At 69.0% G+C, this 14,122-nt stretch carries 14 protein-coding genes; 7 read left to right on the top strand and 7 right to left on the bottom strand.

From position 1 onward, the window contains the following. The first annotated feature begins 98 nt into the window (after positions 1-98). From FE256_RS08400 to FE256_RS08385, 4 genes are all read left to right on the top strand, one after another. Positions 99-1,088, top strand: a complete 990-nt coding sequence (locus FE256_RS08400; protein ID WP_022879045.1) for a DNA-directed RNA polymerase subunit alpha — start codon at positions 99-101, stop codon at positions 1,086-1,088. 42 nt (positions 1,089-1,130) lie between these two features. Continuing rightward, on the top strand, positions 1,131-1,697 hold the full coding sequence (gene rplQ / locus FE256_RS08395; RefSeq protein WP_138174652.1) for a 50S ribosomal protein L17: 567 nt from the start codon (positions 1,131-1,133) through the stop codon (positions 1,695-1,697). Positions 1,698-1,781: 84 nt separating this feature from the next. Next, a complete protein-coding gene (gene truA / locus FE256_RS08390; RefSeq protein WP_138174650.1) occupies positions 1,782-2,639 on the top strand; it encodes a tRNA pseudouridine(38-40) synthase TruA in 858 nt (285 codons plus the stop codon). Positions 2,640-2,694: 55 nt separating this feature from the next. Continuing rightward, positions 2,695-3,387, top strand: a complete 693-nt coding sequence (locus FE256_RS08385) for an endonuclease/exonuclease/phosphatase family protein (protein ID WP_138174648.1) — start codon at positions 2,695-2,697, stop codon at positions 3,385-3,387. Between the two features lie 67 nt (positions 3,388-3,454). On the opposite strand, the gene FE256_RS08380 is transcribed toward FE256_RS08385, so the two are convergent. The 3 genes from FE256_RS08380 to FE256_RS08370 all read right to left on the bottom strand — a co-directional run bounded on the left by FE256_RS08380 (position 3,455) and on the right by FE256_RS08370 (position 6,344). Beyond that, complete coding sequence (locus tag FE256_RS08380; protein ID WP_138174646.1) at positions 3,455-4,009, bottom strand: hypothetical protein; 555 nt, start codon at positions 4,007-4,009, stop codon at positions 3,455-3,457. 213 nt (positions 4,010-4,222) lie between these two features. Further along, the gene (locus FE256_RS08375; protein ID WP_138174644.1) at positions 4,223-4,483 is read right to left on the bottom strand and encodes a hypothetical protein; all 261 of its coding nucleotides are present in this window, start codon (positions 4,481-4,483) and stop codon (positions 4,223-4,225) included. A gap of 100 nt (positions 4,484-4,583) precedes the next feature. Continuing rightward, positions 4,584-6,344 carry a DUF4012 domain-containing protein gene (locus tag FE256_RS08370; RefSeq protein WP_138174642.1) on the bottom strand — a complete coding sequence of 587 codons (1,761 nt, stop codon included), beginning with the start codon at positions 6,342-6,344 and terminating at the stop codon, positions 4,584-4,586. An 89-nt stretch (positions 6,345-6,433) separates the two neighbouring features. Between FE256_RS08370 and FE256_RS08365 the strand changes: the two genes are divergently transcribed. After that, entirely contained in the window at positions 6,434-7,069 is a 636-nt protein-coding gene (locus FE256_RS08365; protein WP_252370946.1) for a hypothetical protein, read from the top strand. On the opposite strand, the gene FE256_RS08360 is transcribed toward FE256_RS08365, so the two are convergent. Together FE256_RS08360 and FE256_RS08355 are read right to left on the bottom strand one after the other, a co-directional pair. Next, positions 7,070-8,179: a nucleotidyl cyclase domain-containing protein gene (locus FE256_RS08360; protein WP_138174640.1), complete on the bottom strand. Its 1,110-nt coding sequence runs from the start codon at positions 8,177-8,179 to the stop codon at positions 7,070-7,072. Positions 8,180-8,181: 2 nt separating this feature from the next. Further along, entirely contained in the window at positions 8,182-9,849 is a 1,668-nt protein-coding gene (locus FE256_RS08355; protein ID WP_138174638.1) for a sensor histidine kinase, read from the bottom strand. Positions 9,850-10,027: 178 nt separating this feature from the next. On the opposite strand from FE256_RS08355, the gene FE256_RS08350 reads away from it, so the two are divergent. Then, positions 10,028-10,831, top strand: coding sequence for a fructose 1,6-bisphosphatase (locus FE256_RS08350; RefSeq protein WP_252370945.1), 804 nt, complete (start codon positions 10,028-10,030; stop codon positions 10,829-10,831). Between the two features lie 16 nt (positions 10,832-10,847). On the opposite strand, the gene FE256_RS08345 is transcribed toward FE256_RS08350, so the two are convergent. Continuing rightward, positions 10,848-11,927 carry a hypothetical protein gene (locus FE256_RS08345; protein ID WP_138174634.1) on the bottom strand — a complete coding sequence of 360 codons (1,080 nt, stop codon included), beginning with the start codon at positions 11,925-11,927 and terminating at the stop codon, positions 10,848-10,850. A 146-nt stretch (positions 11,928-12,073) separates the two neighbouring features. On the opposite strand from FE256_RS08345, the gene FE256_RS08340 reads away from it, so the two are divergent. Beyond that, positions 12,074-13,546 carry a glycosyltransferase family 2 protein gene (locus FE256_RS08340; RefSeq protein ID WP_138174632.1) on the top strand — a complete coding sequence of 491 codons (1,473 nt, stop codon included), beginning with the start codon at positions 12,074-12,076 and terminating at the stop codon, positions 13,544-13,546. A gap of 83 nt (positions 13,547-13,629) precedes the next feature. On the opposite strand, the gene FE256_RS08335 is transcribed toward FE256_RS08340, so the two are convergent. Then, on the bottom strand, positions 13,630-14,122 hold a 493-nt coding region (locus tag FE256_RS08335), incomplete at its 5' end, for a winged helix-turn-helix domain-containing protein (protein WP_138174630.1).

Raw genomic sequence — 14,122 nt, 5'->3', positions numbered from 1 at the left:
GTGACGCCCCCGGGCGGGCGGCATCCGACGAGTACAACTCAACACCTCACCCCATTACACGTGTCATATAGCGGGCACGTGATCGAAAGGAACACATAGTGCTCATCGCACAGCGTCCCACTCTGACCGAGGAGAAGATCGGGGAGTTCCGCAGCCGTTTCGTCATCGAGCCGCTCGAGCCCGGCTTCGGTTACACGATCGGCAACGCGCTGCGTCGCAGCCTCCTGTCGTCGATCCCCGGCGCGGCCGTCACGAGCATCCGCATCGATGGCGTCCTGCACGAGTTCAGCACCATCCCGGGCGTGAAGGAAGACGTCACCGAGATCATCCTGAACATCAAGCAGCTCGTGGTCTCGAGCGAGCGCGACGAGCCCATCACCGCGTACCTGCGCAAGACGGGTGCCGGCGAGGTCACTGCGGCCGACATCTCCGCTCCCGCGGGCGTCGAGGTGCACAACCCCGAGCTGGTCATCGCCACGTTGAACGACACGGCGAAGTTCGAGCTCGAGCTGACGATCGAGCGTGGCCGCGGCTACGTCTCGGCGACCCAGAACCGCAACGAGTACGCCGAGGCGGGTCAGATCCCGATCGACTCGATCTACTCGCCCGTTCTCAAGGTCAGCTACCGCGTCGACGCGACGCGTGCGGGTGAGCGTACCGACTTCGACAAGCTCGTCCTCGACGTCGAGTCGAAGCCCTCGATCGCTCCCCGCGACGCCGTGGCATCGGCTGGCCGCACGCTGACCGAGCTCTTCGGTCTGGCGCGCGAGCTGAACGTCGAGGCCGAGGGCATCGAGATCGGCCCCGCGCCGGTCGAGACCGTCCTCTCGAACGAGCTGTCGATGCCGATCGAAGACCTCGACCTCTCGGTGCGCTCGTACAACTGCCTCAAGCGCGAGGGCATCAACACCGTTTCGGAGCTGGTCGCCCTCTCCGAGACCCAGCTGATGAACATCCGCAACTTCGGTCAGAAGTCGGTCGATGAGGTGCGCGACAAGCTCACCTCGCTCGGCCTGTCGCTCAAGGACTCGGTGCCCGGCTTCGACGGCGCCCAGTTCTTCGGCGGCTACGACGACGAGACCGTCTGACCCGTCGGACCCGACCGAACCTTCCCACTGGAGTAACACGACATGCCCAAGCCCACGAAGGGACCCCGCCTCGGCGGCGGCCCGGCCCACGAGCGCCTGCTTCTCGCCAACCTCGCGGCGGCCCTGTACACCCACAAGTCGATCAAGACGACCGAGACCAAGGCCAAGCGCCTGCGTCCGCTCGCCGAGCGACTGATCACGTTCGCGAAGCGGGGTGACCTCCACGCTCGTCGCCGCGTTCTCTCGGTGATCGGTGACAAGGAGGTCGTGCACACCCTCTTCACCGAGATCGCTCCGCTGGTCGCTGACCGCGAGGGCGGCTACACCCGCATCACCAAGGTCGGCAACCGCAAGGGCGACAACGCCCCCATGGCTGTGATCGAGCTCGTTCTCGAGCCCGTCACGAAGAAGCCGTCCGCCGCCAAGGCTGCTGCCGCGCCCGCCGCGGCCGCTGCCCCCGCCGCGGAGGAGGCTCCCGCCGAGGAGACCGCCGCTGACGAGACGCCCGCCGTCGACGAGGCCGCCGACGCCGGCGCCGAGTCGCCGGAAGAAGGCGCGGCGGCCGAGGCTGCCGCCGAGGACGCGGTCGAGGGCGACGCCAAGGCGTAAACCCTCTCCCTCTCGCACTGAGGCCCCCTCCCGGACGGGAGGGGGCCTCAGTCGTCTCCGGGGCCGTGCCTCTAGGCTGGATAGGTGCGCATCCGTCTCGACATCTCCTACGACGGCACGCATTTCCGCGGGTGGGCGCGTCAGCCCGGACTGCGCACGGTGCAAGGCACGATCGAGGACGCGCTGACCCGCATCCTCGGAGGGGAGCCGCGCCTGGTGGTGGCCGGGCGGACGGATGCCGGAGTGCACGCCTCCGGACAGGTGGCGCACCTCGATCTCGACGTCGACCAGCTCGCGCGTCTGCCCCGTCGACGGCGTGACGGTGACGAGACCGATGCCGTGGCGGCGCTGGCCGGCCGTGTGAGGGGCGTTCTCGGCGCGTATCCCGACGTCACGGTGCGGCGCACCTCCGTGGCGCCCGAGGGCTTCGATGCCCGTTTCTCCGCCGTGTGGCGGCGGTATTCGTATCGCATCGCTGACCTCACAACCGGCTATGACCCCCTCGACCGGGCCCGAACGACGAGCGTCAAGGCGCACTTGGACGTCGAGGCGATGGATGCCGCTGCCCGCAGCCTCATCGGTCTCCACGATTTCGCCGCGTACTGCAAAGCCCGCGAGGAGGCCACGACGATCCGGACGCTCCTCGAGTTCGACTGGCATCGCGCGGCCGACGGCGCGGTCACGGCCAATGTCCGCGCGGATGCGTTCTGCCACAGCATGGTGCGCGCGCTCGTCGGCGCGTGCGTGGCAGTGGGTGAGGGGCGCATAGACGTGGACCGCGTCCTGGACATCCGTGACGCGGGTGCGCGCACCCCGGACACGAAGGTTCTGGCCGCGCGCGGTCTCGTCCTGGCGGAGGTGGGGTACCCCTCTGACGAACTGCTGGCATCCCGCGCGGAGCAGACGCGCAATCGTCGCGATGCGGACGGAATCAGTTCCTGAGGGTTTGGCAACCCTGGGTGAGCTCCGGGGCTCGGCGTCCTAGGCTGGCTTCGCCATGAAGGTCATCTCGTACAACTTGCGCAAGCATCGCGCGGCGGGGGAGCTCGCCGCTCTCGTCGACGCCCATGCGGTGGATCTCCTGTGTCTGCAGGAGTGCGACACCCGCGACATCCCGACCGAGATATCGGGGCTGCGACTGGCAGAGGCCACGCAGCGCAACCGCTTGGGGCTCGCCGTCTACTATCGCGAGAACACGTTCCGTGCGGTGGATGTGCGCTCGATCGCCCTGAAGAAGTCGCTGCACGACTACGTCCTCAAGCCTGCGGAGGAGCGCATGCTGGGCGTGCGGCTGCGCGACATCGATGACGGGCACGAGGTCATCGTCGCGTCGTTCCATGCGGCCCCGCTCACGGCGCTCAACTCCCTGCGCCGGCATCAGATCCGCACCGCGTTGGCCGAGCTGCAGAACCTCGGTCCGGGGCTTCCGACCCTGATGGTGGGCGACTACAACTACCCCGTCTTCAAGGAGAACCTCGGCCAGGCTGTGCGCGATCAGGGGTACGAGCTCACGCTGAGCGATTCCCGCACCTACACGCGGTACCGCTTCTTCCGCGGGCACTACGACTTCGCGACGTCGATCGGCTTCGACATCGCACACATCCGCACCCTGCCCCAGGGGCTCAGCGACCACCTGCCGATCCTCATCACGGCCGAGGTGCCGGGGACGCGCTCGGCTCTCGCTTCCTGAGGAACCGCGAGCACGAGAAGCGGGGGCCGTCCGGATGGACGACCCCCGCTTCTCGTATTCGCGGTTGTCAGGCGGTGTGGCGGCGTCGGCGGACGGTCGCCCCGATCCCGACCGCGGCTCCGGCGACGACCAGCGCGCCTCCGGCGATCCAGAGTCCCACGGTGTCGTCGGAGGCGATACCGGTGACCGCGAGACCGGCCTTGGACGGCGTCTTGGTGCCGGGCGCCACGACGGTGATACGCGAGTGCAGGACGACCTTGCTCGTCACGCCCGTGAACGTCAGATCGTAGGTGCCGATGCCGTTCGAGGGGAAGGCGATCGGGACGTTCAGCTTGCCCTGCACGGCGCGGGTGCGCAGGGTCGCGTTGGTCTCGACGGCGGCCTTGACCATGGCGAGCTTCGCGCCGCCGGCGTTCTCGCCCGTGATCGAGATCAGGATCTCTTCGGAGGCGTCGTACGGGGCGAGGTCGGTGGTGAAGGTGCTGGTACTGCCCGCGGTGATCGTGCTCGGGGTGGCGATGACGACGGCGGGGTCGGTGTAGGCGTTGGCGGCCGTCGGGGCCATCAGCGCGACGGCCGCCAACGAGAGCGCTGCGGCGGCACGGAGGATCGTGTTCTTCATGGTGGGCCCATCTCGGTGGCGGGTTTGGCCGGGTATGCGGTCGAGAACGGCATCGATGTGATGCCGCTCGTGCAGCCAGTCTTCCGAGGCGGCGCGACCGACATCGTCGGGGGCCAGCGAAGTTCACGCGGGGAGCTGCCGGATATCACCTCACCGCGACGGTGATTGCGAAGGGCCGCCCTCGATGCGGACGGCCCTTCGCGATCGACGTCTTCAGGTCTGGGGGTCGTGGCGGTGGCGTCGTACCGTCGCCCCGACCGCGATGGCCCCACCCGCGAGCGCGAGGGTTCCGCCGCCGATCCAGAAACCGAGAGCGGGCCCGGTCCCGGCATCGGACCAGGTGGCCGAGGCGTGGGTGGTGGCATCCTTTGGCGTGTCGGCGGTGGTCTCCGCCGAAGCGGTGGCCGGGAGGACGAGGGCAGCACCCGCGACGAGGGCTGCGAGGGCGACGGAACGGACCAACGTGAATTTCATGCGGCACCCACTAGCTAGAGGACACGTATCCGAGAACGGCACGTGCGGCAGTTCGGCGGAGATCGCGCCCCCACAGCGCGATGCGGATCCGTCTGTTCGACTATCCCTCATCCGCGCACGAGGCACCACCGGCGGGGGTTTCCATTGCGTAAAGGGTCGGCGTCGCGCGCGCTTCCAGGATGGGTGTCGCGGGCGTCGCGACACGCAGGTCGAGGGTGGCGGACTCCCCGGGTGCCAGGAGCACGGACCACTTCATCACCTCGTGGCCACCGTCGTCACCACCGGAGAAGCCGGTCGGCGCGCCGGTTCCGGTGGTGCGCCGCCCCTCGATCAGCGCACCCCGCGGAAGGTAGACGTAGACGCCGGTGAGCGTCTGGCCGGGCGGTACACCGTAGGCGCCGCCGCCTGTCACGTAGTCCGGGAGGGACTCGGCATCCGGGGCCTCGTTGCGCAGAGTCACGCGGAGCGCCGCCGTGGCGTCGGAGCACCACGCCGTGGCGACCCCGAGCCGCATGTAATAGTCCATCTTCGAGCCCGTGCCGTCGTTGACGTAGACGCCGAACGAGGTGCGACCGGCGTCATTCCCGGGCAGCGCTCCCTGCAGGTCGGTGCCGTCGAGCACGGCCTGTGCGGCGGGATCGGCGTTCCAGACGAGCAGACGGCGCTCGCGCGCGGCCTGATCGAGAGCCTCGACGAGCGCACGCGCTTCGGCTCGACCGGCGACCACCGCCTCGAAGACGGCGGCGGAGGCGGACTGGAAGAACGCGTCCTGACGCTTCGGGTCGTCGTAGCGCCGATACACCTCGTCGAGCAGGAGCGGGACGGCATCCTCGCTCGTGAGCACGTCTCCCGAGGGGAGTGTCACCGGACCGGTCGCGCGCAAGAGGTACGAGAGCGCGACGGGGTCGACCGCGACGACCCCGTCCACCTCGACACCGTGCTGTCGGCGCCACATCTCTCTCGCGACCGAGGCCCCGACGGTGAAGTCGGGCACCTGCGTCACGTTCTGCACGAAGCGGGCAGGACGATCGTCGAACAGCGCACGCAGACCCTCGGGCAGGTCGGCGACGGGTTCGCCACCGGCATCCTGGAAATCCGTCGACGACGCCTGCGCGCCGAGGGCGAGGCGCCCGTCGTCGGCGTCGATCTGCGCAACTGCTCCCACGACCCCGCCCAGGGAACGCCATTCCGCGCTGTTCTGGAACACCACCAGGTACGACCGCGTCCCGTCGGCGCCGAGCATGCCCGGCACGAGCAGGGTCGTGCGGTGGAGGGCGTCGGCTCCGTCGCGCGCGCGGGCGAGGAGTTCCCATGCGTGCACGAGCGGTGCGGCGATCGGCTCCAGCAGGTCATCGGGATCCACCGACGACACTTCGTCGCTCGCGTCGGCGAGGGCGGTGGCGGCCGCGCGCGCCCCGGGCTCCCAGGATGCCACCACGTCGAGGTCGTATCTGCCGTCGTCGGTGCGCAGAGAGCCGGACGAGAGGGCGGATGCCACCTCCTGCAGCGGTGCGAGAGCACCGACCGCGCGGTCGGTGGCGGAGGCGACGCGTGCCATGGCCGTCAGCTGAGGGCCGATCCACGGGAGCGATCCCGCCGCGGCCCAGATCGGGTCGTCGGTCAGGGCGTGCGCCGCGGCGACGTCGTCCGCCGTCGACCGCAGGAGGGCGGCCGCGGCGAGGGGGTCGTCGGTCGGGGCACCGGTCATCGCGGCGCGGGCCGCGGAGAGGTGGTGGAGAGCGAGGCCCCCGCGCACGGTGATCCACACCGCTCCGAGCGCCGCGGACACCAGCATCGTCACGGTGAGGGCGACGAAGAGGCGTTCTGCGGTGCCGCGGGCACGGGAGGTTCGAGAACTCACGCCAGCACCCTAGGCCCCCCCCGGAGGGGCGCTCCGGGGCCGGAGCGCCCCTCGCCGCCTAGACTCGACGGAAGACCACAGGAGGATGCATGGGGCACCGGGTGCGACGCGGCCGTGCCGCGCTGGGCGCGATCGTTGCGGGGGCGACGATGGTCGTGCTCGCCGGATGCGGGTCTCCGCCATGGGCCCAGGGCGGGGGACAGGCTGCGCCGTCGACCACCCCGTCGGCGGCCGTCGTGCCGGTGCCCGCGCCGGTGCCCAACGATCTCTCCAGCGGCTCCACGGAGCGCCAGGTCGCCGCCGGAGCCATCGCTGCCACGGTGAACTACTGGTCGACGCTGGCGATGGACCGCTGGACTCCGACGGCCCTCAAGCCGGTGAGCATTTCGATGGCCACCACCGTCACGCCGGACGACGGGCAGAAGGTCTACCTCCAACGCGCGACGATGACGGCGGTCCCCGGCAACGAGACGCAGTCGTTCGCGCCCCTCGCACCCCAGACCGATCAGGGCAACCCGCCGGGCTATCTCGTGCTGTCGCCGTACAGCTACTCCCAGACGTTCAACGTCGGAGAGGTTCCCGCCGACGCCACATTCGTCACCCTGCAGTTCACCTACGAGTTCCTCCTGCAGACGACGCCGACCTCGAGCGAGTTCGCCAAACAGACCGCCAGCGACTCGATCACCGTCGCGATCGCGCGGTCCGCCGCCACTCCCGCCGACTGATCAGGCGCGCACGCGCTCCCACCGGTCGCCGCCGAGGCCGGTGGCGATGAGGGCGGCGGCGTCGGCGCGCTCCACGAGCGTGGTCAGGTCGTACTGGGCCGACTCGGCCGGGACCCATCCGACACTGGCCGAGAGCTGGATGTCGACCCCGTCGGAATCCGCCTCCGTCAATCTCCGCAGAAGGGTCCGCACGTGCTCGCGAAGCACCGGTCCGGGGCGGCACACCAGCACCACCACGCGTCCCCGCGCCGGACGTCCCAGGTCGGCCTCGGCCGGCATGGTGTCGGCGACGAGGGCCTCGAACGTCGAGACGATCCGGATCCAGCTGCTCTCGCCCGTCGTGCTGCGGATCTGATCGGGATCGTCGAGGCGGATGGAGAGTATCGCCCACGAGCTCTCCTGCGCCCGTCGCGCTCGCGCGAGACGATCGGACGCGGTCACCGCGAATTGCGGCCACGAGATCGATGATCGCTCGCCGACGGGTGAGACCGAGCTGAAATACAGCAGGCTGACGGTCGCGCACACGAGGTAGACCAGCATTCCCAGACTGTTCAGGATCCGGGGGAGCTGCAGGTCCTGAGCGTTGGCGGGGAAGACCAGTCCCGCCACGACGATCGAGACGGCGAGCCCGACGAAGCCCGTCGAGACGATCATGAGGGGGAGTGCGAGCCTCTCCAGCCCGTCGGCGGCACGGCGGATCTCCAGGATCGTGAGCCCGGCGAACACCGCGGCACCCAGGAACGCCAGTCGGAACGTCATCCCGTAGCCACCCAGATCGCCCGCGGCGATGAAGGCCCCGGCGCTCGCGATCGACTGGACCACGGCGATCCACGGGAGGGCCCGGACACCCCGCCGCGCACGGAAACCCGCCCAGATGAGCGCGGGGGCGCCGAGCATGAGACCGAGCCCCGAGCGCCGTATCGCCTCGTCACCGATGACCGAGCCGGCCACCGAGACCCACGTGCTGGACATCGCGAGGACGAAGGCCAGCGACCACAGCAGCGAGGCCCGGGAAGGGCGGTGCAAGAAGCCCAGGCTGATCACCATCAGCGTGGCAAGGGTGGCCATGGTGGCCTGCGCCAGACCGAGGTTCTCCAGCGTCTGCTGCACGGTCATACGTTGCGGGCCTTCGAGGGCGAAGGCAGCCGCACCGTCACCGTCGTCCCCGTGCCGACTTCGCTCTCGAGCTCGAGGGATCCGCCCTGCTCCTCGACGATCCCGCGCACGATACCCATGCCCAGTCCCGTCCCCGGTGTGGGGCTCTCGCGAGCCGCCCGGGCACGGAAATAGGGGTCGAAGATCCGGGGCAGGTCATCGGGATGGATGCCGATCCCCGTGTCGGCGAACGTCAACTCCACGTGGTCATCGGACACCCTGATCGAGATGTGCACGCTTCCCCCGCCGGGGGTGTACTTGATGGCGTTGCTGAGGATGTTGTCGAACGCCTGACGCAGACGGAAGCCGTCGCCTACGACCTCGGCCGAGGCGGGGAGGTCCTCGCTCACGCTCACGCGCCGGGCGGCGGCAGCAGGACGGAACGACTCCAGCGACGACGCGATGATGCGCGTGGCATCCGTCGTCGTGGCCGCCTTCTCGTCGCGGAAGACTCCCCGCGAGTTGACGAGGATCTCCGAGATCAGCGTCTGCATGCGCTCGCCGGCTCCGACGATGACATCCAGCTGTTCACGCACCTTCGGCGAGAGGTCGGGGGCGTCCAGCGCCAGGTCGGCATGTCCGATGATCGCCGTGAGGGGGTTTCGCAGCTCGTGCGACACGGTGGCGGCGAGGCGTTCGCGGGCGCGCTCGGCCTCGATGAGCGCGGTGACGTCGTGGACGATCAGCAGGCTGCTCTCGGGTTCGTCCGACGACACGAGGCGACGCGTCGAGGCGGACAACGCGTGCCAGTTGCCCTGCGCATCGAACAGCCAGACCCGTTCGTCCTCGAACTGCTCTCCCCTCGCCGCACGGGTGAAAGGGCGCTCCGACTCTGCCAGCGGCTCGCCGCGGAGCGCGGCGTACTCGACCGCGCCGCCGGGCCGAGACGGATCGTCGCGATCGATCCCGTACAGACTGACGTAGGTGTCATTGAGGGCCAGGACCTCGCCGTCGACGGAGAGCCGGGCGATTCCCGTGTCCAGACCGTTGAGCATCTGCGAGACCCGGCGCTCCTGGCCGGTGACCCGTTGCAGAGTGCCCTGCAGCCGGGTGGCTTGGCGGCGGAGCAGCTGTTTGAACGCGCGGGTCTGCCGGGAGGACATGTACGCCGTGATCCCGATGAAGGTCAGCGACAGCATCACGACGGTCAGTCGTAGCGTCGCCGCCGGGCCGACGCCGTTGACCGCGGCATCCGCGACGATGATGACGCCGGCGGTCGCCAGCGAAGCGATCATCATGCTCAGGATGAAATGCGTGGCGATCCAGGTGATGGGGAAGACCCAGAAGTACCCGAAGCGCAGGTCGGTTCCGAAGCTCAGCAGGCCGATTCCGATGATGTCCCCGAAGGGGACGAGCGCCACCGTATTGCGTGGCAGGCGATGCCAGGGAACCATGATCGCCACCGCGGTGAGGGCGATGACGACACCGACTCCGCTCGAGAAGGTCCACACCGCGAACAGCGAGGGATCGAGCGCCTGCACGAGCAGGACCGTGATGATGACGCTGGCCCCCAGGACCAGTTGCAGCAGCCAGACAGAGCGTGTGCGGCTGCTCGGCCCGCTGGCGTCGTCGGTGTCGGAGCTGCCCGGCGACGTCGCGGGCTGAACGCTCCTCGCGGCTGCCATGTGATCGAGTGTATAGACGATGGTGTAGTCTTCTGCGCGCCATCCTGTCTCTGCTCGCCCTTTCGCGTCCTACCCGTCGCGTCGTCCGGTCAGACTCCCCCTGAGGCCTGCATCCCGCAGCGTGATGGTCGTTCGTCGACCTCTGCGCAGCCCGCGCCCTCAGACTCAGGAGATACCCGTGAGCAGCCCCTCTCGCCGTCGTCCCGTGCGCGCTCTCGCTCTCGCCGTCGCGCTCGCAAGCTCGGTCACCCTGACGGGGTGCACCCAGGTCGTGGATGCCTTCAACGCCCTCCAGGCCCAGACCTCCGGCGGGGGACAGCCGGTCGTGGTGTCCACGCCCGTTCCGCAATCGTCGCCCACGGCGATGCCGTTCGACTCCCGGTTCACCTACGACGGCTCGGTGTCGCTGTCCTCGGAGGTCGCGGACGGTCTCGAACTGCGCCTGGACGTCTGGGCCGTCGATCCCAAGCGCACGATGGAGTGGACTTCCTCGAACGAGAAGCAGTTCGGCTTCGCCCTCAACGTGCACGACCACCGTGTCGATGAGAAGGCGGTCCTGGCCCAGAAGCGTCGCGTGTACATCTCCTCGGTATCGGTCACGTCGCAGACCGCGCAGGCCGGCGGCCAGGTGTCGAATCCCTTCCAGTTCAGCGCCGACCCGCGCACGCTCGTGCCCTCGGACACGCTCCGCTCCGATCGCGGTCTGCTCCTGAACAGCTTCCAGGGCGGTCTCCTGGTGCCGACGACCTCTATCCGTCAGCTCCCCGCCGACACGTACGGCATCACGCTCGAGTTCGCGTTGAACATCGCGGTGGAGGGAACGGCGAACTCCGACGCCTCTTTCACGCAGCAGACGGTCTACCAGTACCTCCCCGTTGCGATCTTCGACGGTGATTCATCGTCGGGCTCGCCCGCGCCGGCCGGCTCGGGCACGAGCACCGGTCGTGCCCCGGGGTGGGGCCAGAGCGGCAACCAGGGCTGAACGCCGCGAAGCCGTCTCACGGGCGCGGCAACGCCCCCGAACCCGGGCGCAGCCGCCGGCTCTCCATGAGCAGCGACAGGTCGTGCAGATCTCTCACCGCGTGGTGCTCGAACGACAGATCCGGGACGTCGGAGTAGTCGATCAGCGGCATGTGGCCGGCGAATGCGTGCCGCAGATCGTCCTCGGCCCCGGGCCGGGGCGCCGACTTCGGGTGCACGATGAAGACGGTGTCGCGGGCGGGGACGCCGGGGGAGGACCCTGGCATCGTCTCCTTCGCCGCATCCGCGAGCACCATCACGATCTCTTCCGCGCGCTCGGAGCTGTGCGCGGCGCGGATGAGGTCGATCTCGGGGATGCGCACGATCATGACGCCGATGCGGTCGCCGGAGCGGAGCAGGTCACCCGCGGCGGCGCGGAGCGCCCCGCGGTCGTGCGCGCGGGTACCGGGGGTCGGGTCGTCGTCGAGTTCGCGCCCCAGCCGTACCGACCCGTACCCCATACCGACGATGGCCAGTGCGCTCAGGACCGTCGTCACCTGCGCGGAGGCGGTGTGCTGCCACAGCGCCGACGGCATCCCCGTGAGGGAGGCCACGACGAGTCGGTAGAGGTTGTAGGAGCCGAAGGCGACGAGGGTCACCACGAGCACTCGCGACCCGGCGAGCTCGCTCAGAGGTCGCCGGCTGAACTCGGCGGCGGCCAGCGCGCTGAGGACCGCGATGGCGCCGGTCTTGACCAACGTCGCGTCGTCGAGGGGCATGACAAACGTGAGACCCAGCATCAGGATGCCGCCGGCCGCCGTCGTGGCAGCCCCGATCGCGCGGCGGGCGTTCAGCCGCCGGGCGCCGCTCCACGCCAGGCCCACCGCCACGACGTTGGTGGCGTTGCCCACGGCGGCGGCAAAGGTCCCGCCGCCGACGATCTCGACGACATTCGCGAGAGCGCACGCGAGGGCCGCGAGGGCTGCCACGCCCATGTAGCGCACCAGCTCTGCGCGCGGACCTCCGCGGTCGTCTCCGTGCCGGCCGTGGGCCAGGAACAATGCCGCCCCCGCGACGGCGGCCGCGGCGATGGCGGCGAGGAGGTCGAGGACGACCATCGTCGAAGCTCTTCCTGTGCCGGGGCCCCGGGGGAATCTTGCGGAAACCTTGCGGGGACGGTGGTCATGTGCGGCGTTGGCCTTGCGGCGAACCTACCAGAGTGAGACACGGCTGAACCGCCACCCTCCGACAGGAAGACACCGCCATGACCGACGCGCGTAGCTACGCTCCCCAGACGCGAGCGTTGACCCACCCCATGGCCGGTGCGGGCTACGTCGTCGAGGAGCACGGCTTCGCCGACGACTTCGCCTCGGTCCTGGAGCACGCCACCGTCCACCGTTCGACGATCGGGTGCATCATCCCGGCGTACAACGAGGAGGAGTCGATCTCTCAGGTGATCGAGGCCCTGCTCGGGCAGACCCGCGTTCCCGACGTCATCCATGTCGTGGTCAACAACACCTCGGACGCCACGGTGAAGATCGCCTCGGAGTACAGCGGACCGCACGAGATCACCACCGACCTCGGCGAGCAGTTCACCGAGGTGTTCGTCCACGACATCGGCAAGAACCCGGACAAGAAGGTCGGCGCCCTCAACTACGGCTACTCGCTCGTCGAGGGCTACGACTACCTGCTCGGCGTCGACGGGGACACGATCGCCGACAGCAGGGCCGTGGAGTACCTCGAGACGGAGGCGGTCTCGGACTCCCGTATCGGCGGGATCTCGGCGATCTACACGATCGACGACAAGCCCATCAAGGGTCTTGTCGCGCGCTTCCTCACCGCCGGACAGCGCACCCAGTTCGCCGCGTTCAACCTCCAGAACCTGTTGCGCGGCCGCAACATGGCCGTTCTCGGCGGGCAGTTCTCGATCTTCTCGACGAACGCGCTGCGCGAGGCGATGAAGCAGAACCACCAGATCACACCGTGGGTGAAGGACTCCGAGGTGGAGGACTCGCTCCTCTCCCTGCAGATCAAGAGCGCCGGGTACCTCACCAAGATCAGCCCGTACGCCCGCGCCAACGTCGGGGGCATGACGACTCTGTCGGGGTACGACGCCCAGCAGGTCAAGTGGACGTACGGCGCGATCGAGCTGATGTGGCCCGGACAGCGCGGCGACACCAAGGGTCAGCCGTTCCATCCCAACCTGCGACTGCGCTGGTTCGAGAACTTCGGCATGCTCACCAACCTCTTCGTGCGGGTGGCGTTCTTGACCCTGTTGGCGGGGTCGCTCTCGATCAGTGCGTTCGTGTTCTCGCCACTGTGGCTCATCCCGCCGGCGGTCGCCATGCTTCTGAACCTGCGTATCGCGCGGACGATGGCCTCCTGCGACCGCACGGATGTGCTGTTCGCCGTGCTGTTCTTCCCCGCCGAGATCTTCATGTGGATCCGCATCAGCCACTTCGTCCGCTCCTGGACACGCTTCCTCTCGCGCAAGAAGGTCGACAACTGGGCGATGCAGGCCAAGGCCGAGCGCGGTGGCGGGCTCGGTCACTGGGCGCCGATGGTGGTGCTCATCGCGGTGGCGATCGCCCTCGCCGTCATCTGGGTGCTGGTCGGGCCGATGGTGCAGTCCTCGATCCTCTGGATCGGCTGGCCGATCGTCGGTGTCGTCACCGTCTTGCAGACCCTCCTCATGTTCTCCAAGCTCGTCCGTCGCCACCACGGATACAAGGTCTGATCGCGACCCGAACGCATCAGAGAAGAACGGATGCCTCGGCCCTGGGGAGGGTCGAGGCATCCGTGACGTCAGGGGTCGGCGCGTCAGGGCGCAGCCATGAGCTCCGAGGTGAGGCGGTAGCCGACCCCGCGCACCGTCTCGATGTACCGAGGGTTGGCGGGGTTGTCGCCGAGCTTGCGGCGGAGGTTGGTCATGTGAGCCTCGATGGCGCGTTTGTCGGCCTCGCCCACGAAGTAGCTGGTGACGTACGACTCACCGCGCAGGACGAGCGTCAGGTCCGCTTTGCTGCGCACGCGCCGCTTGGATTCCATGAGCGTCGCGAGGAGGTCGAACTCCGTGCGAGTGAGGTCGAGTTCGATGCCCTCGATCAGCACGATGCGGCTGTCGGGGTCGAGCTGCAGGTCGCGGTGGACGACCCAGGGAGAGCCGGTAGGGGTCAGTTCGCCATGCGATCGGGAGGCGACCTCGGTGCCAGGTCGGGCTGCCAGCTCGTTTCCCGGCGCCGTTGCCCACGGCTCGGGTCGCTGCGACGAGGGCACGACCACCGGGGCGCTCGGTTGCGGAGCGGGCAGGGTG

The sequence above is a fragment of the Microbacterium sp. 5K110 genome, assembly GCF_005774735.1.
Lineage (GTDB): Bacteria > Actinomycetota > Actinomycetes > Actinomycetales > Microbacteriaceae > Microbacterium.
The sequence above is the reverse complement of the archived record's forward strand: the minus strand, read 5'-3'. Positions and strand labels throughout refer to the sequence as shown.

Bases quoted from the DNA above. Each gene is read 5' to 3' on its own strand.
- rplQ (WP_138174652.1), top strand. From the start codon at position 1,131: ATGCCCAAGCCCACGAAGGGACCCCGCCTCGGCGGCGGCCCGGCCCAC.
- FE256_RS08380 (WP_138174646.1), bottom strand. From the start codon at position 4,009: ATGAAGAACACGATCCTCCGTGCCGCCGCAGCGCTCTCGTTGGCGGCC.
- FE256_RS08345 (WP_138174634.1), bottom strand. From the start codon at position 11,927: ATGGTCGTCCTCGACCTCCTCGCCGCCATCGCCGCGGCCGCCGTCGCG.
- FE256_RS08375 (WP_138174644.1), bottom strand. From the start codon at position 4,483: ATGAAATTCACGTTGGTCCGTTCCGTCGCCCTCGCAGCCCTCGTCGCG.
- FE256_RS08385 (WP_138174648.1), top strand. From the start codon at position 2,695: ATGAAGGTCATCTCGTACAACTTGCGCAAGCATCGCGCGGCGGGGGAG.
- FE256_RS08340 (WP_138174632.1), top strand. From the start codon at position 12,074: ATGACCGACGCGCGTAGCTACGCTCCCCAGACGCGAGCGTTGACCCAC.
- FE256_RS08365 (WP_252370946.1), top strand. From the start codon at position 6,434: ATGGGGCACCGGGTGCGACGCGGCCGTGCCGCGCTGGGCGCGATCGTT.
- FE256_RS08355 (WP_138174638.1), bottom strand. From the start codon at position 9,849: ATGGCAGCCGCGAGGAGCGTTCAGCCCGCGACGTCGCCGGGCAGCTCC.